At 37.0% G+C, this 17,569-nt stretch carries 11 protein-coding genes and 5 pseudogenes; 11 read left to right on the top strand and 5 right to left on the bottom strand.

What is annotated here, in order from left to right:
- Positions 1-37 precede the first annotated feature (37 nt).
- The 3 genes and pseudogenes from CWATDRAFT_RS21040 to ispE all read left to right on the top strand — a co-directional run.
- Positions 38-917: pseudogene (locus CWATDRAFT_RS21040) on the top strand (HNH endonuclease); the annotation flags it as partial.
- A 933-nt stretch (positions 918-1,850) separates the two neighbouring features.
- Positions 1,851-3,119, top strand: a complete 1,269-nt coding sequence (locus CWATDRAFT_RS21035; protein WP_007306919.1) for an ankyrin repeat domain-containing protein — start codon at positions 1,851-1,853, stop codon at positions 3,117-3,119.
- Between the two features lie 59 nt (positions 3,120-3,178).
- A complete protein-coding gene (gene ispE, locus CWATDRAFT_RS21030; RefSeq protein WP_021829365.1) occupies positions 3,179-4,126 on the top strand; it encodes a 4-(cytidine 5'-diphospho)-2-C-methyl-D-erythritol kinase in 948 nt (315 codons plus the stop codon).
- Positions 4,127-4,166: 40 nt separating this feature from the next.
- Here the strand turns inward: ispE and CWATDRAFT_RS21025 are convergent, their stop codons facing one another.
- On the bottom strand, positions 4,167-4,571 hold the full coding sequence (locus CWATDRAFT_RS21025) for a Uma2 family endonuclease (RefSeq protein WP_007306917.1): 405 nt from the start codon (positions 4,569-4,571) through the stop codon (positions 4,167-4,169).
- A 159-nt stretch (positions 4,572-4,730) separates the two neighbouring features.
- Between CWATDRAFT_RS21025 and recN the strand changes: the two genes are divergently transcribed.
- The 5 genes and pseudogenes from recN to CWATDRAFT_RS20995 form a co-directional block, all read left to right on the top strand.
- A complete protein-coding gene (gene recN / locus CWATDRAFT_RS21020) occupies positions 4,731-6,506 on the top strand; it encodes a DNA repair protein RecN (RefSeq protein WP_007306921.1) in 1,776 nt (591 codons plus the stop codon).
- A 163-nt stretch (positions 6,507-6,669) separates the two neighbouring features.
- Positions 6,670-8,196, top strand: coding sequence for an IS5-like element ISCwa2 family transposase (locus CWATDRAFT_RS21015; RefSeq protein ID WP_007306922.1), 1,527 nt, complete (start codon positions 6,670-6,672; stop codon positions 8,194-8,196).
- A 3-nt stretch (positions 8,197-8,199) separates the two neighbouring features.
- Entirely contained in the window at positions 8,200-8,568 is a 369-nt protein-coding gene (locus tag CWATDRAFT_RS21010) for a hypothetical protein (RefSeq protein ID WP_007306923.1), read from the top strand.
- Positions 8,569-8,741: 173 nt separating this feature from the next.
- Positions 8,742-9,913 (top strand): annotated as a pseudogene (locus CWATDRAFT_RS41925) (ISAzo13 family transposase).
- Positions 9,914-10,135: 222 nt separating this feature from the next.
- Positions 10,136-10,387: pseudogene (locus tag CWATDRAFT_RS20995) on the top strand (mechanosensitive ion channel); the annotation flags it as partial.
- A 36-nt stretch (positions 10,388-10,423) separates the two neighbouring features.
- Here CWATDRAFT_RS20995 and CWATDRAFT_RS20985 read toward each other — a convergent pair.
- The 3 genes and pseudogenes from CWATDRAFT_RS20985 to hemC form a co-directional block, all read right to left on the bottom strand.
- A pseudogene (locus CWATDRAFT_RS20985) lies at positions 10,424-11,761 on the bottom strand (RNA-guided endonuclease InsQ/TnpB family protein).
- A gap of 462 nt (positions 11,762-12,223) precedes the next feature.
- The gene (locus CWATDRAFT_RS20980; protein WP_007306915.1) at positions 12,224-12,583 is read right to left on the bottom strand and encodes a YbaB/EbfC family nucleoid-associated protein; all 360 of its coding nucleotides are present in this window, start codon (positions 12,581-12,583) and stop codon (positions 12,224-12,226) included.
- 144 nt (positions 12,584-12,727) lie between these two features.
- Positions 12,728-13,684, bottom strand: coding sequence for a hydroxymethylbilane synthase (gene hemC, locus CWATDRAFT_RS20975; RefSeq protein ID WP_007306914.1), 957 nt, complete (start codon positions 13,682-13,684; stop codon positions 12,728-12,730).
- A 241-nt stretch (positions 13,685-13,925) separates the two neighbouring features.
- Between hemC and CWATDRAFT_RS20970 the strand changes: the two genes are divergently transcribed.
- The 3 genes from CWATDRAFT_RS20970 to CWATDRAFT_RS41120 all read left to right on the top strand — a co-directional run bounded on the left by CWATDRAFT_RS20970 (position 13,926) and on the right by CWATDRAFT_RS41120 (position 16,953).
- The gene (locus CWATDRAFT_RS20970; protein ID WP_007306926.1) at positions 13,926-14,735 is read left to right on the top strand and encodes a Tab2/Atab2 family RNA-binding protein; all 810 of its coding nucleotides are present in this window, start codon (positions 13,926-13,928) and stop codon (positions 14,733-14,735) included.
- Between the two features lie 10 nt (positions 14,736-14,745).
- Complete coding sequence (locus CWATDRAFT_RS20965; protein WP_007306927.1) at positions 14,746-15,648, top strand: ATP adenylyltransferase family protein; 903 nt, start codon at positions 14,746-14,748, stop codon at positions 15,646-15,648.
- Between the two features lie 1,173 nt (positions 15,649-16,821).
- Complete coding sequence (locus tag CWATDRAFT_RS41120; protein WP_007312006.1) at positions 16,822-16,953, top strand: hypothetical protein; 132 nt, start codon at positions 16,822-16,824, stop codon at positions 16,951-16,953.
- 315 nt (positions 16,954-17,268) lie between these two features.
- On the opposite strand, the pseudogene CWATDRAFT_RS20960 reads toward CWATDRAFT_RS41120, so the two are convergent.
- A pseudogene (locus tag CWATDRAFT_RS20960) lies at positions 17,269-17,569 on the bottom strand (transposase); the annotation flags it as partial.

The following is a 17,569-nucleotide window of genomic DNA, read 5'->3' as shown; positions in this document are numbered from 1 at the left end:
TTGGTGANGGTTAGGANGGGATAAATCGAGCTCGTACCAGGTCGGATTGGAACTCAACAGAAAAAACTCCATCAGACATACCCTAAAAAGTATTGAACATGACGGGAAAACCATTGACCCCGGTTTCGATTTCCTTGGATTCAACATAAGGTCATACCCCGTTGGAAAACACCACTCCGGTAAAACAGGAGGAAATTCAAAATGGGGGATAGAATCCAAAGCAATAGGTTTCAAAACCTTAATCAAACCAAGCAAGAAAAAGATACTGGCGCATCATGAGGCAATCAAAGAGGTTGTAAAAGCCAACAAGAAAGCCCCACAAGAAGTGTTAATCGCAAGATTAAACCCCATAATCCGAGGATGGTGTAATTATTACCGAACTGTAACAAGTAGAGAAACATTCTCATCCGAAGATTCAATATTATGGAATACACTTAGAGCCTGGACAGTAAACAGGAAAAAGAAAGAGACACCACTGTATGATGCCCTCAAAAAATATTTCTCATACGGAAAACAAGGGAAATGGACATTCCAAACAAGGGAATATGTCCTCTATCACCACACCGAAACGGAAATTAAGAGACATACACTGGTTAAGCCTGAATCATCACCCTACGACGGGAACTGGACTTACTGGAGCAAAAGAAGAGGTACATATACTGGGACACCAGCCAGGGTTGCGAAACTCTTAAAGAAACAGAAAGGTATATGCCCTCAATGCAAGCAACACTTCACACCTGAAGACTTGATAGAAGTTGACCACATCATCCCGAAATCGAAAGGTGGAAAGGATACTTACAACAACCTACAAGCTCTACATCGTCACTGTCACGATGCCAAAAGCAAAAATGACTACCTCTATGATTGGCACTTATAATGGCTATGAATGGAAAGACGATGTATTAACAGTACCCTAGACAAGGGACTAATTGCCGAGAGCCGTGTGAGGTGAAAGTCTCACGCACGGTTCGGAATGGGAGGAGAGGAAGGTGACTTCCTTTTCGACCCCTAATTCTCTCCCCCAGGTTATTTTTAGGAATCTGTGTGGATGAGGGGACAAACTCTCCACTTTTCACCTTGTTCTTTTGAACGCAGCCTATCAAACAGATTTGGCTACTTATAGTATTCATGAGGGTTCAGGACGATGATTCAACGTAATGTTTAACCATGACCGATTGACTTAAAGAACGACTCCAAAATGCTGTTTCATGACGGGTTCTCCTTTTAACCCTGCTTCCATCCTGGGTTTACTAATTCCAAAACGGAGGGTTACGTCGTCACTCTTGGGATGAGTTATCCCTTGATTCCGAGTGTGGCTCCTTTCTGCCAACAAACCAACAGTTATTCAAGTTTCCAGGTTCATTGGCTGTTCGGTTATCCCTACTTAGCTAGTTCGGTAATAACTAATTAAGTTATGTAAACTTTATTAGTTATTGCTTTGTTGGGTGTTGTTTTACCCATTTGACCTTCGTATTTACCCCTTTTAAAGAATGCGCTCTAGGCTTTGTTTTCTCTTCGGAGGGTGATTGGTCATTTAACCTTTGGATTACCTTTTAAAAGGCTCTTGAACGAGCTACACGCTGTATCCTTGTAATGTACTTGGATGTCAGCTTTCTAGCTCAACGAATCGCACTGTCCCAATTACAGCAGCAGCAGTCCAACCAACAACTAATAAGGAAATGACGAGGGTTAACATAAAATTTTTCTCCTTTGCAAATATTTATTAACTTATGTAAATAAATACAACAAAGTATTGCTAAAAAGCGCAACCTCTTCTAAGTACGGTTTTCACCACATGGGCATCTTGAGAGGCCGATCATAATAAGAATAGAGTCTAAGGAAAGGGTTATATGGTTTCACCGCTTGATTTCCAACTTGTTAACGCTGCCCGACAAGGAGACTGTCCAACCGTAGAAACCTTATTAGCACAAGGCGCTCACGTCAATGGCACTGATTTACAAAATACCAGTGCCTTAATGTACGCAGCGCAGAGAGGACATAGAGAAGTTGTACATTGTTTATTGTTGGCCGGGGCAAACGTTAATCAACAACGAGCCTTTTCGGGTTTAACGGCCCTGATGTTTGCCGTAGCTGCTAACCGAGTTGAAATTGTTCAAGATTTGATTTTAGCCAAAGCACAGGTTAACCAAACAAATGATGATGGCAACACACCCTTGATGATCGCTGCTTACAAAGGACATACAGAGATTGTCACCCATTTAATGTCTGCTGGTGCTGATATCTATCATCAGAATAAACAAGGTAATACTGCCTTGAAACTGGCTATCAAAGGTGATTATCCCGACATTATACACCTACTCCCGAATTTTCAAGATGAACTAACCCCTGAAAAAGCTCTAGTTTTTGCCATTCGTTGTGGCAGTTTAAAGGTTTTTCAATCCCTATTAACCCCCGAAACCGACATCGATAGTCCTGATGCTGAGGGAGAAACCTTATTATTTTTAGCTGCGGCTGAAGGTCAAACAGCCATTATTCAAGCTCTAATCGCTTCAGGAGCAAAGGTTAACCAACAAGATCAAGAAGCAGAAACCCCTTTACATTATGCCGCCGTAGAGGGGCATTTAGAGGCGGTTAAGGCTTTATTAGTGGCCGGGGCGAATGTTCACTTAGCCAACCAATTTGGAGATATACCCCTGATCTTAGCTGTGGTACAAGGCCATACCAAAATAGTGCAAGAATTATTGAAATATGGGGCTGATCCTAACCGCAAAAATTACGGGGAAACTCCCCTAACATTGGCCATGACTAATGGCAACTCAGAAATTATTCAAGCTTTATTGGATGGAGGGGCAAACCCTAACACCAGACTTCCTAATGGACGCACAGGGTTGATGAAGGCTGCTGATGAGGGTAATGTTACCCTGTTACATTTATTACTGACAGCAGGAGCAGATATAACCTTAACAGATCAAACTGGGGCAACGGCCCTGATGTGGGGATCTCATCGTGGTTACGTTAATGTGGTTAAACTCTTATTAGCAAGGGATAATGTTAATTTAGATGAAAAAAATCATAGCGGTTATACTGCTCTGTCTCTAGCAGAATATAATAATTATCCTGATGTGATTGAATTATTAAAAAAAGCAGGAGCTAGTTGAATTTACAATTCAACCTATATCCATTATCCATTATCCATTGTTCAACCCACGAACTGAAAATGAGAACTTATCAGTTAATTGCCCCAGCTAAAATTAATTTATATTTGGAAATTGTCGGCGATCGCCCCGATGGTTATCACGAGTTAGTGATGATTTTACAAAGTATTGATTTAGGCGATCGCCTGGAAATTCGCTCTAATGGAACTCAAAAAATTAATCTACATTGTAATCATCCTTTAGTTCCCTTAGATAACACTAATATTGCTTATAAGGCTGCTCAATTAATGAGCGAAGAATTTACCCAAGCATTCGCTAATTATGGCGGAGTTAATATTACTATTGATAAGCAAATTCCTGTGGCTGCTGGACTAGCAGGAGGTTCAACAGATGGGGCGGCGGTGTTAGTTGGATTAAATCTATTATGGGAATTAGGTTTAACTATACCCCAATTACAAAAGTTAGGGGAAAAGTTGGGTTCCGATGTGCCATTTTGTGTCAGTGGTGGCACGGCGATCGCTACAGGTAGAGGAGAAAAATTAGATGCTATTCAAGATTTAGACAATTTGTGGGTTGTTCTTGCTAAATATAATAATCTCTCTGTTTCAACCCCTTGGGCTTACAAAACTTATAAACAACAATTTGCCGAGACTTATATTAATGATAGGGAAGAAATTAAGTCTCGTAGCTCTCATATTCATTCTGGTTCGTTTGTACAAGCAATCAGTCACAAAGATGGAGAAAAAATAGGACAGTTATTACACAATGATCTAGAAAAAGTTGTTTTACCTGAATATACCCAAGTTACTCAATTAAGAGATATTTTACAACAAGCAGGGGGACTGGGAACAATGATGTCAGGATCAGGCCCAACTGTATTTACTCTATGTCAGTCCCAAACCGAGGCAGAAACTATCAAAAAAATAGCTAGAGAAAAAATAGAAGATCCTAATTTGGAATTTTGGGTAACTCAATTATCTAGTAATGGTGTTTCTATTATCAGTGAATAGTGAACAGTTATTCAATTATGCTTTATAGCATTTCTGTCACTCAATATGTACACCTAATATCGCGCATCCTAACTCCTAACTCCGAACTCCTAACTCCTAACTCCGAACTCCTAAAACTAGAAAATTCTGTACCTTGTGAGACGCGAGAAATGCTATATTTGTTCATTAACCCATCTCCTAAACTCTTTAATTGTTTTATTTCTTCCTGATTTTTTGACTTTTTGTAAATTAAAAGAGTTTTAATTAAATCACCAATGATTTCTTTATTGCGTTCATGTTCAAGTAACGGTGTTATAATTTCTAAGGTGTGATAATGATAAGCAATTTTACTGCCTCTGTGTTCCCCCAATTCTTCTAAAATTTGTTCAAACTCATCCCAAGTAACCTCTTTTAAGAAAATTTTTTGTCCTGGGGGAATATCAAACCGTTTTAACTCTAATAACATAGTTTTATTGATTGACAAATGCGAAAATATTATCTACGCTATCATAAAATTTGAGTCAACTGTATTCGTATAATTATCCTGATTTGCTTAAGTTGCACTTTTCTGGAAATTGCTTAAGATTAAAGAATAAACTTATACTAATCCTTAAACCCCAACTCCATGCTTTCCTTACTGCAGATTAAAAATTTTGCGTTGGTCGATCGCTTAACCCTCCAGTTTAGTCAAGGTTTAAATGTGTTAACCGGGGAAACAGGGGCCGGAAAATCCATTATCCTCGATGCGATCGACGTTGTTTTAGGGGGTAAGGTTAATAACCGTCTCATTCGTCAGGGAACCCAACAAGCGTCCCTAGAAGCGACATTTGAGGAAGATGAGAGGGTGTTAGCCTGGTTACAGCAGCAAGAAATTGATACTCTGGATGATGGTACTGTAGTATGTTTACGAGAGTTATCTTTAACGGGGACAACTGTGCGCTCCCGTTCCCGAATTAATGGAGTTCTGGTAAACTTACAGTTAATGGGACAATTCCGCCATCTCTTAGTGGAAATTACCGCACAAGGTCAAACTGTCCAACTAATGGACGCAACCCGACAACGGGAATTACTTGATCTTTATGGGGGTAATACTATCCTCAAACAACGAAAATTAGTAGAGTCTGCTTACGAAAATTGGAAGAAAGCAGAGAAAATTTTAGATAAACGTAAAAAATCAGAGCAAGAAAGATTACAACGCCTTGATTTGTTGGAATATCAAATCAAAGAACTAGATGAAGCACAGTTAAACGATCCCGATGAACTCCAACAACTAGAACAAGAACGCGATCGCCTCTCCCATGTGGTAGAGTTGCAGAAACTAAGCTACCAAACCTATCAACTTCTCTATCAAGACGATAATGGGGAACCTGCGATCGCCGATCGCTTGGGGGAAGCAGAAATGCTCTTGACAAATATGACAGACTATGATACGGAGATTGAACCATTATTAGAGATGGTAAAATCAGCCTTAACCCAGGTTGTAGAAGCAGGAAAAGAGATAAACGGTTATGGGGATAGGTTAGAAGCAGATCCCCAGAGATTAACAGAGGTAGAAGAACGCATTAATCTAATTAAGCGTATTTGTCGTAAATATGGACCAGATTTAGCAGACGCTATTAGTTTTTATCAGAAATTAAGCGCAGAATTAGAGGAATTAAACGATGATGAGCAGTCCATTGAAAAGTTGGAAAAAGAATATAATCTTGCGGAAGAAGAATTAAGAAATATCTGCAAAGAATTAACATTATTAAGACAGAAAGCTGCTACAAAATTAGAGAAACAATTAGTTAAAGAATTGAAACCTTTAGCTATGGATAAAGTTGTTTTTGTTTGTCAGATAACTCCTTGTAATCCTAGTATTAATGGCAGCGATCAAATTATTTTTTATTTTAGTCCCAACCCAGGGGAAAAAATACAACCCTTATCCCGTACCGCTTCTGGAGGGGAAATGAGTCGTTTTCTTTTAGCATTAAAAGCGTGTTTTGCTAAGTCAGAAAAATGTTCAGGAACCTTGATTTTTGACGAAATTGATGCAGGAGTATCAGGAAAAGTTGCCCAAGCGATCGCAGAAAAGTTACATAGTTTAAGCGAAACTTATCAGGTTTTATGTGTCACTCATCAACCATTAGTTGCGGCCATGGCCGAAAATCATTTCCGAGTTGAAAAGCAAATTATTGAAGAATTATCGGAACTAGAAAACGAAGAAAATGGACAATTAAGTTTACCCGAATTAAGAACCGTCGTCAGAGTAAAAGCATTAGAAAATATCCAAACCAGAAAAGAGGAATTAGCACAATTAACAGGAGGACATTCCTCAGATGATGCAATGGAATTTGCTAAATCATTATTAGTTAAAGCGGAGTCTTATCGTTTGGGAAAGCAAAAGATTTTGAAGAAATAATTGTTCATAAACACTTTAAAATAATTAGGGTTTGCTGAATAAAAGCAAAACCCTATTCTTTAAAAGGTTACACCCATATTCGCGATCGCAAAAAAGATCAGCTTTGTCGGCTACAAACCGCTATAATTGGTAGAAACACCTCCCAGTTGTTGGTCAAGAACAAATGTATCGAAAAGAGGAGCAACCTTTACCGCCCCCAGAAAAATTTGAATTACCTTTCGAGGGTAAATTGTCCCCCAATAATCGTTGGGTAATCATGGCAGAGTTGATACCTTGGGATGATTTTGAGGAAGAATATGCTAAACTTTTTTCAGCAGAAAAAGGTGCGCCAGCCAAACTATTTAGAATGGCATTAGGGACATTAATTATTAAGGAAAAATTAGGAATAAGTGATAGAGAAACTATAGAACAGATTAGAGAAAATCCCTATCTACAATACTTTATAGGTTTAAATTGTTATCAACAAGAGCCACCACTGGAATCTTCAATGCTACTTCATTTTAGGAAAAGAATTGATGGAGAATTGATAAACAAAATCAATAAAAAAATAGTAAAAAGAGAAATAGACAAGAGTGATAAAGAAGTAAAAAAAAAGGATTGTCTCCAAGAAAAAGGAGAAAAAATAAAAAATAAAGGTAAACTAATTTTAGATGCGACTTGTGCGCCAGCAGACATCAAATACCCAACGGATTTAGGCATATTAAATCAAGCTAGAATTGAGACAGAAAGAATAATAGATAATCTTTATAAACCATTAAGAGTAAAATTGAGAAAAAAGCCGAGAACTTCTAGAAAAATTGCTAGAAAGGAATACTTAAAAGTAGCTAAAAAACGAAAAGTATCTTATCAAGAAAGAAGAAAAGCTATCGGGAAACAGTTAAAATACCTTAAGAAAAATTTAGGAAATATAGAAGACTTAATTCAAGCTGGGGCTTCCCTGGAAAATCTGAGTAAAAGACAGAAAAATTGTCTAGAGACTATCAAAAAAGTTTATGAACAACAACAGTCAATGTGGGAGAATAAGACCCAGAGTGTTCCTCAAAGAATTGTAAGTTTAACTCAACGGCATATTCGTCCAATAGTGAGGGGAAAAGCAGGAAAACCAATAGAGTTTGGAGCTAAACTCTCAGTAAGCTGTGTAGATAACTATGTGTTTCTAGACAAAATAAGTTGGGAAAACTTCAATGAATCTTGTCATTTAAAAGAACAAGTAGAAAAGTATAAAGAAACGTTTGGCTATTATCCCGAATCCGTCCATGTAGATAAAATTTATCGAACTAGGGAAAACAGAAATTGGTGTAAGGAAAGAGGTATAAGAATCAGTGGTCCGAAGTTAGGAAGACCTCCGAAAAATGTCAGTGAAGAAGAAAAGAAACAAGCCCACTCCGATGAATGCTTCCGTAATGCTATTGAGGGAAAGTTTGGACAAGCTAAACGAAGATTTAGCCTAAATCTCGTGATGACAAAACTCCCTGAAACCTCCATTACATCTATTGCTATTACATTTTTATTTGTCAATCTTTCTAAACTTCTGAGGCAGTTTTTGTCGCTTTTTTTGTCCTTATTTACTAATAATAGAACAGGGGAACTCATCAAACCGCCTTTCATTAATTTTGATTATACTTTAAACAATTTTTATGTACTAAAACTTATTGATTTGTCAGAAAATTCTTGGTCAAAAGTGGCATAAATTTTGGAGAAACTTTTTCAGCAAACCCTAAGTAGTGTGGGTTTTGACAACATTTTTCAATGGTTGGGTATCGCCCAAACCCCTAAAACCCCAGAAACCACCAGCGAAGAAACCCCAGAAACTACCACCGAAACAAAAACCCCTTCACAAATTGCCGGGATTGTTGTTTTAGTGGCAGTGATGTTGATTGCCTCTTTAACAGCAGTAGATATTCTCGAAATCGAAGCTTTAAGGGCTGTGGTAGGCACTTTATTAGCGATCGCTGGTCAAGTGTTGGTTGGCTTGGCTGTGTTGGCTTTAGGACTCTATTTAGCCAATCTTTGGGTGATTTCCGAGAAAGCTTTTCCCATAGGGGGTAATCGCTTGGACTAAAGACTTTCAAGAAATAAAAGGAACAGAGAGTTAGCGGATCTTGGTACACAACTTTAAAATTTCATAATTGGCTTGTCTGAAAAAACAGAAGAAATAGATTAAAATGAAGAGGTAAAAAGATTAGAGAGAGTAAATTGAAGCTAAAACAGACAAATAATCCCTTAACCCCGTCGATGGTCGATGATTTACGTTTAGCAGCCTCAAAAATGACGGGAGCAGAGCGTCGTTCATTTCAAGCTGAAATGTGTCTCAAGTATTGTGGAGGAAGTGCCAGACAAACCGAAATCGTGTTTGGTTGGGGGAGAAAAAATGTTCAACTTGGATTACATGAAAAACGAACTGGGATAGTGTGTTTAGGATTACAATCAGTCAATAGTGGATGTAAAAAATGGGAGGAAAGATACCCAATAGTTGCCCAATCATTGAAAGAAATAGCCGAAGCTCACGCACAACAAAACCCCACATTTAATAACCCCATTGCCTATACAAGATTAACGGCGGCTGAAGCCATTAAACAATTAAGAAATCTAGGCTATAATGGAGAGGAGGTTCCTGCTGCTTCGACAATGGCAGATATTTTAAATCGTTTGGGCTATCGATTAAGAAAAGTGGTAAAAGCTAAACCTAAAAAAAAATCTCGGAGACGGACGCTATCTTCGAGAATATAGAGAAAAAAGATAGAAAAAAAGACCCTTCTGTGAAACGTTTAAGTATGGATTGTAAAGCAACTGTGGAAATAGGAGAATATTCACGTGGCGGACAAACCAGAGGTTATAATCAAGCTCAAGATCATGATATGGGAACTAAAGAAAAATACGTTCCTTGTGGGATTGTAGATGAAGAGACAGGGCAACTTTATGTAACTTTTGGAAGTTCTTATAAAACGAGTGATTTCATGGTAGATAACTTGGAGCAATGGTGGACAAGTCTGAGTATAACTGAAAAGCAGCAACTAGAGAACATCCAAATTAAAGTTGATAATGGAGCAGAAAATAGTGGAATAAGAAGGCAATTTTTGAAGAGAATGGTAGAGTTTGCCGACCAAACTAAGAAATCTATTCAATTACTATATTTTCCTCCTTATCACAGTAAATATAATCCCATAGAAAGATGTTGGGGAATTTTAGAGAGGCATTGGAACGGAACACTTCTGAGAAATGCTCAAACGATGTTAGCTTCGGTAAAAACTATGACATGGAAAGGCTTAAATCCGATAGTTAAGTTAAGTAAAAAAGTTTATCAAAAAGGCATTTCTTTAACGAAAAAAGAGATGAAGGAAATTGAGAAACGTTTAGAACGTAATCCTCACTTACCTAAATGGGATATTTTGATTAGACCCAGTTAGTCTAAAAAGTTAATAAGAGTGTAAAATTAAGTGAATTTCCTTTTTAAAAATAGTCAAAGCTAATTTAAAAGTTAGCGTATTTCTTTCTTTTAGATAGGGAGGTTTTTGTTCGCGGAAAGTATCCGCGAACAACTTTTTATTTTTCCCTTTTCGCTTATTTGAGATGTTCTACAAACAGATTCTGAGAATGGGTGGGAAACTTTTTCTTGGAAATCACCTTGCTTTAATTTGATTACCAATTCAGGCACTCGTCAGGCTCGGTTTTTAGGTCATACGGCGCGTATTTCTATTCTCGTCTTTGTCATCGCTATGGCTTTACAACAGATGGGTATTGCCCCCAATATCGTTAATCTAGCTTTTGGTTTATTGGTGGGTGGTATTGCTGCAGCTATTGCTTTAGCCTTCGGTTTAGGTGGCCGAGAAGTTGCGGCTGAACAACTCCGTGAATGGTTAAATAACATCAAAGAAAATTAAAACTTGCTTCGCAAGAAATGTTGACATACTCCCCCGTTAAACTGCGTTGTAACGGGGGATTCTTTCCACATCACTATTAGAAATTCCTTGCTCAACGAGACAACTTAAATCATCAATGTTGCCATTAACAATCCAGAGGTCGGACTCTCCCAAGGCGTTTGGGTCGGTTTCTGTATGCCCTACAGTACCGTTGAGATGTTCTCCCAAATATTTCAAACCCTTCTTGATTCAGTCGCTCATGGGGGAAACCCCCAAGACCGCGCTGAATCGCTTTTTAAGTATATTAATTGCTGCGTTATGATCCCTATCTAAGACTGTTTTACAGTTAGGACATTGATGAGTTCTGGTACTTAATGATTTTTGAACTCTTGTGCTACAAACTGAACAATCTTGAGTGGTGAAATGGGGAGGTACAGCAACACAAACGATGCGATAAATCTTCGCAAAATAATTCAACCATTCAGTGAATTGATACCAAGAAGCATCAGAAATAGATTTGGCAAGCTTATGGTTCTTTACTAAGTTTCTAATCTTTAAAGCCTCATAGACCACCAGATCATTAGATTGGACTAACGCCAAAGCATCTTTAATTGCTTTGTCTTTACGTTGTCTTGATACTTTAAGATGAAGCTTGGCAACTTTAACCCGTTGCTTGTGGTAGTTGTTAGACTGTTTGGGCCCTTTACGGAAACGTTTTGATAATCGTCTTTGTGCTTTTTTAAGACGCTTTTCTGATTTCCTTAAATAGCGTGGATTGTCAACAGTATTTCCCTGAGAATCAGTATAAAACTCTTTTAAGCCCAGATCAATCCCTGTTACTTGTCCCGTTGGTTTATGGTTTTCTTGACGTTCTACATCAATAAGAAACTGGCAATAATAACCGTCAGCACGTCTCACAACTCTTACCCGTCTAATCTGTTGTTCTGAATAATAAATAATGGTTCTTTGACTACACCATAAATCAAATTCTCCGGCTTTAAAACCATCAGTGAATTTAATTTTACGTCTGTTATCAGATAGCTTGTATCCTGTTAGTTTATACTCAACAGAACGACTATATTTTTTAAACTTAGGAAACCCTTTCTTGCCTGATATCTTGGCACGACAATTTTGATAAAATCTATTAATTGATTGCCAAGCTCTATCAGCAGCAGATTGACGGGCTTGAGAGTTTAATAAAGTTACCCAAGGTGTGTCTTGATTTTTAGCTAATGTAGAGCAAAGTTTTTGGAGATAATTACGGGTTATCCCTTTATTATCCATCCAATAACGAACGCAGGTATTACGCGCAAACTGAGATACCCTAATGGCTTCATCTAGTTTCTGTTACTGCTCTAGTGTTCCGTTTTTAAGTTTAGCTTCTACAACTAGCATTGATTAATCCTCGACCTCAGATAGATTAAGTATAGCATAGTTTACCAGAAGATCGTAGAATTAAATCGTTGCTTTGCCATTAATTTATTGGTCGGATTTCATCCCCCGCTAATTTTAATTAGTATTTTGTGGAAAAATGTAGCGGGGGCATTCATCCGACATTTTAGGTAAGGTGGGCATTGCCCACCCTACAGTCTGATTCTTACATAAAATTTGATCATCATCTATCATAATTACTTTTAAGTTACTTATATTTACCCTATTGCCTAATTTTACCCCTTTTATCAAGAAATGATGACAAAATTAAGAACGAGTTTGCGCCGTTTGAGTGGTGTATGGTATATTAAGAATGCAGAATAGAAGGAATAACGTATCTAAAAATAGGATTTAAGTATTTTTGCTCTACTGAAGAAGTGGGTAGTCAAGATGAAGCGATAGCTTTCCTGACTACAAACATAGATACTACATTCCAGGGAGATTTAAACCACTGGTTAGTTCTTCCATTTTTCCGCGCATGGTTTCAGTAGATTTTCCGTAAGCGTCTTTCATAGCTGCGGTAACTAAGGCAGATAAAGCATCTGCATCTTGTTGTAGGGCTTCTGGTTTAATGGTGACTTGACGAGGTTCTTGGTTACCACTCATAACAACTGTAACTAGTTTTGTTTGTTCATCGCTATAACCTTCAATATCCATCCGCTCCAATTCTTCTTGGAGTTGTTGAGCGCCGGCTTGAACTTGTTGAGCTTTTTGGAAAGCATCTTGAAGTTCTTTGATTTTACCTAATCCGGGGATGCCAAATCCTGATTTTTTGTTTTCTGACATATTCGTTAAAAATATTGTGTGTTGGTACTATATGGGCTTAATGATATTAAGCCCCCATGGACTTCTGACTTGATTAATGATCCCTTTGTCACCCTATCATTTTTTTGCTGATCGTGACTGAATTTCTAGGGTCAACGGAAAAAGTCAAGAACGCTGAATTTGGGCAAATATCTCTGCTAAGATTTCTGTTGCACCAGCATCACGCAAACGGGTGGCTAATGTTTGACCTAAGCTTTCTGCTTGAGAAGGTTCCCCCTCAATAGTATCTTTAATCAAGGTTTTGCCGTCAAGACTGGCCACCATTCCTATCAAAGTTAAGACATTATTTTCAATCTTGGTGTTAACCCCAATGGGAACTTGACAACCCCCTTCTAATTGTCGTAAGAACGCCCGTTCTGCATAACAGCGATCGCGGGTTTCGGTATCTTCTAAGACTTTAAGAAGTTCTAGAATTTCGGGATCACCTGTGCGACACTCGATGCCTAAGGCCCCTTGTCCCACAGCATGGAGGGAAATATCATCAGGGATAACTTGATGGATGCGATCGCTCATATCCAAACGTTGTAAACCGGCCACAGCGAGGATAATAGCATCGTATTCCCCTGAATCTAGTTTACCTAAACGAGTGTTGACATTGCCACGAACATCTTTGAAGGTTAAATGGGGATAATGGTGACGTAGTTGGGCTAAACGACGTAGGGAAGATGTTCCAATAACCGATCCTTCTGGTAGGGTATCTAGTTGTTTATCTCGGTGTTTTTCGTGGACTACCAGTGCATCGGCCGGGTTTACCCTTTCGGTGACACAGCCTAACATTAACCCTTCTGGTAAGTTGGTTGGTAAATCTTTGAGAGAGTGTACTGCAAAATCTACCTGATTTTGCAACATGGCCGTTTCTAACTCTTTGGTAAATAACCCCTTATCACCAATTTTAGCCAAGGCAACATCTAAAATTTTGTCTCCTTGGGTACTCATGGTTTCTACGTCAAACTGGCGATCTGGATAGTGTTTTTGTAGTTGTTCTTGTATCCAGTAAGTTTGCACTAAAGCTAACTGACTTTTTCGGGAACCGATACGAATAGCGCGACTAGAAACAACCATAGAAGGTAAGTTAATAATTAATGTAACGATGAGGGGACTTATTCTAGAGTATCGTAGTGTTTGACCCTAGTTAAGCGGATGAGAGACTTAACCCAGAAATAGTTACATCTTGTTACAAATTAGGCAATAGGTATCAACCTCTTACAAGTCCAGGTTTATATTAAATTTGGGGAAAATAGTCTTAAAAAAGTGTTTATGTTATTATTGGTTATGAATCAAATTAATTTACTGTATCCAAATCATGATTATTTGGCAAGCAGATTTCTATAAACATTTATCACAAACAAATGAAAATAACACGACATGGAATCTCATTATTTGTGATCAAAATAGTTCTATCATTCACGAAGCAAGTTGTCAACAGTCCGAAGCAAATTCTAATTGGTTAATTGCCGAATTAGAATCTTTGGTTAAGCAATATTCTCCTGATGTTGTTAAAGTATTTCGTCCTCAATGTTTGAGTTTATTTCAACTGCTAGGAAAAGCGTTAGGGATTTACATTGAAGCAACTAGAAGAACCTCTCAACTGAAACAAATTTTAAAAGATAAGTTTCCTAGTTCTGTAAAATTAGAGCAATCTCCACCCCAAGCTGTACCCGAAAATTTATGGGGTGATAAGTGGCGTTTGGCGACCTTTAAAGCAGGAGATTTTCTGGATTATTTTAGAGATCGCCCCATTCCTATTAAAGATTTACCCGAAGAATTAAACCCCATTGATTTAGGCATTGCTTCTGATATAAAGATTCCTGGTTTGGTCATTTATGGGGGTAGACAATCTATGTATTTAGCCCGTTGGTTAGCAGATAATCAACCAGTTTCTTTAAATTATATTCCTACCGATGTTGAAAAATCTGGAGGTTTAATTTTAGAATCGGGGTTAGTGGATCGTTGGGTTTTATTAACGTTTGAAGATTCAGAAATGGCTCAGTCTGCACAGAAGTATGAACAACAAAAAGAAGATAGTCAAGGACTTCATTTTTTGTTAATACAACCAGATGATTCAGGAATGACTGAAACAGGAATCTGGTTATTAAAGAAAGAGGAATTTTAAGTTATTGATTATGAACAATACAGCAAATATTATCTTAAAGCCTAATAGTTTATGGCAAAATCTAACCCAACAAACAGAACACGCTCTAAATTATGGTGCTTTAAAATCGATTCCAACTGAATATGAATTGATTCAATATGAAGAGATTGATTTTTTTGTGAGAATTTTAACTAATCTAAATCGTAAAGACAATGCCAAAAAGCAACAGAAAAAAATAAGTAAAGATTTTAATCCTTTTTTACCTTATGAACAAGATTTATTTGTAGCAGATATTTCGGATACTCATGTTTGTTTATTGAATAAGTTTAATGTGGTAGATAATCACTTATTGATGATTACTCGGGAGTTTGAGGAGCAAGAGACATTACTAAACTTAAATGATTTTGTTGCCTTATCTGCCTGTTTACTACAAGTCGATGGTTTAGGGTTTTATAATAGTGGTAAAATTGCCGGAGCTAGTCAACGCCATAAACATCTTCAATTAGTTCCTTTTCCCCTAATTCCAGAATTACCGAAAACTCCTATTGATGATGTAATCAAAACAGCAACATATCAAGATAATATAGGTCAAGTTTCTTGTTTTAATTTTGTTCATGGTATAACTAAAATGTTAATTCAAGATAATAATGATGTTTTAGGATTAGCACAACAAATTTTAGAGAATTATGAGCATTTATTAAACAGCCTAAGAATTACGATTAACCCAGAAGGAAAACCCGATCCTTATAATCTTTTGGTGACTAGAGAATGGATGATGATAGTTAGGCGATCGCAACCTAAATATGAATCAATTTCTGTTAATTCATTAGGATTTGCTGGCGCATTACTGGTTAAAAATGAAGAACAAATGAAGATATTAATAGAATTAAAGCCATTAACAATTTTAGAACAAGTTGGTGAAATTAGAATATAACTAAGCATTCACCTATCAGTTTTCAGCGTTAAGCTTTTGAAAACTGATATAGCTAAACTTAGCCCATAACCTATGCCGTCTAAAGGATACGCCGAATGAGTTAGGGGACATTACTGGATACCAATCCAGAGGATAAGCTAACATACCTATTGATCATCTGCAACAGATGAAAAGAATATATAAATAGGGTTTTGCTTTTATTCAGCAAACCCAAAGTAGGATTGAAATGGGGATAAATGGATCAAGAAAATCAGGCAGAAAGCGCATAAAATTGTTACCTGCAAAGAAAAATATGATATTAAAAATCAAGCAGGTTGATATAGTAAACATCCTATGACGAACAATCTCACTATTAACTAATTGATGATTATGAAGCAAAAATGCTTTGTAAGATTTTTCTATTTGTTTACCTAATTGATAACCGCCCCAACCACAAAAACCAATAACAAAAGGAACAACAAATAGTTTAGGAATAGGAACCGATTGACCAAAGAGATATAAACCAGGAGCTAAAATTTTGGCTAGTTGATTCTCTTCATGACTCCAACTACCTGAAAAGTAGTATTCCCAGTTTCCTGCATAAAGAAAGTAAACTATAAAATATCAGCGTTGCTATCCAACGCAGGATATTCATTTGCCGTTCAGGAATGTTTGCAAACATAATTTTTTCTTATCCTTATAAATTGATGTTAAGGGTTGGATTTATTGTTTTTAGTATAATACTAAAATCCTGAATCTTCTTAATTTAGGTAAGAAAATGAGATCAGATTGTTGAAAAATCTTATTTAATCTTCTTGGCCGCAATTTAAACTTGCCATGAAGTTGATTAAAAAACCGAGGTCTTTTGACTAATTCTCTCTATCTGTGAAGTAGTTAGATCATAATCAAGTGCAAATCCCACAACCAAAGCACCGAACGCTCTGAACGAATATTTGATAATCTTTAAAATGTTATCTCTTGATACGGAATAGTCTAAACCTAGCTTGTACTATGGAGTTGGGGGAACTAGGACAAGGTTTTTTTCGTCTGAAATGCTTAGTTTAAAATTTTATGTTACAATTTGTAACAAGCAAGGAACCAGGACTAAAACAATGGGGAAACTAAGAATATAAACGAAAAGACACTTATTACGCCGATCCAATGTTATTTTATTAAATTTTTGGGAGTCAACCCATGCAAAGCTCATTAACAATTTTAAAGTATTTTTTAGTTATTTTAGACTTTGTGGAATTTTTAGCCACACCCTTCGGACTAAGTGCAGCTATTATTCTCTTCTTGTGGAGTCGTTTTATTTGGTTAGGGTGATATTTTACGATCATTTGTCACCGAAAACGATCGTAAAGTATCAATGGAAGCGTCTGTATTTGATACATTACCCGGATTTCTCACAAATTAATTTGAAAGCCCAATCCAGAGATAAAAAATGATAATTTTTAGGACTAATAGAAATTTTGAATATAGATGAATCAAAAAATTGACTTTGATTATCCAAAAATTGAGTTTAAGAGGGAATAATTATATTAACTTTTGATTTTCTCCACGATAAATAAGACTAAATGAAAGTATCAGTCAGTCAACAACTTATGATAGATATCTTTTTTAAAAAACAACTTATTCTACTTATCCAGTATTAGGAATAGTTTTAATTCTTTTGTTAGCAATAGATAAAATATCTTGATAAGGACAAGCACCAGCTATAGCGATAATAATTCTTCTACAACTAATCTTTATTCTGGCTCCCAACTTAAGAAGATTTAGACGTATTCTTCCCACAGTTGCTTTAGCCAATGAAATTTTTTTTAAACAGTGTTGACGAGGAAGCATTTATGAGAACATAAGCCCAGGAATGTATCCATAGTCTTAGTTGATTACTTTGAAATGTTTGAGTTGAAGTTCTATCAGCTGTGATCCCCGGACCGTT

This window comes from Crocosphaera watsonii WH 8501 (assembly GCF_000167195.1).
GTDB classification, from domain to species: domain Bacteria; phylum Cyanobacteriota; class Cyanobacteriia; order Cyanobacteriales; family Microcystaceae; genus Crocosphaera; species Crocosphaera watsonii.
Note: the sequence above shows the minus strand (reverse complement) of the source record. Positions and strands in the feature narration are given on the sequence as shown.

Excerpts from the sequence above, each read along its gene's own strand:
- CWATDRAFT_RS21035 (WP_007306919.1), top strand. The coding sequence starts at position 1,851 with ATGGTTTCACCGCTTGATTTCCAACTTGTTAACGCTGCCCGACAAGGA.
- ispE (WP_021829365.1), top strand. The coding sequence starts at position 3,179 with ATGAGAACTTATCAGTTAATTGCCCCAGCTAAAATTAATTTATATTTG.
- CWATDRAFT_RS21025 (WP_007306917.1), bottom strand. The coding sequence starts at position 4,571 with ATGTTATTAGAGTTAAAACGGTTTGATATTCCCCCAGGACAAAAAATT.
- recN (WP_007306921.1), top strand. The coding sequence starts at position 4,731 with ATGCTTTCCTTACTGCAGATTAAAAATTTTGCGTTGGTCGATCGCTTA.
- CWATDRAFT_RS21015 (WP_007306922.1), top strand. The coding sequence starts at position 6,670 with ATGTATCGAAAAGAGGAGCAACCTTTACCGCCCCCAGAAAAATTTGAA.
- CWATDRAFT_RS20980 (WP_007306915.1), bottom strand. The coding sequence starts at position 12,583 with ATGTCAGAAAACAAAAAATCAGGATTTGGCATCCCCGGATTAGGTAAA.
- hemC (WP_007306914.1), bottom strand. The coding sequence starts at position 13,684 with ATGGTTGTTTCTAGTCGCGCTATTCGTATCGGTTCCCGAAAAAGTCAG.
- CWATDRAFT_RS20970 (WP_007306926.1), top strand. The coding sequence starts at position 13,926 with ATGATTATTTGGCAAGCAGATTTCTATAAACATTTATCACAAACAAAT.
- CWATDRAFT_RS20965 (WP_007306927.1), top strand. The coding sequence starts at position 14,746 with ATGAACAATACAGCAAATATTATCTTAAAGCCTAATAGTTTATGGCAA.
- CWATDRAFT_RS41120 (WP_007312006.1), top strand. The coding sequence starts at position 16,822 with ATGCAAAGCTCATTAACAATTTTAAAGTATTTTTTAGTTATTTTAGAC.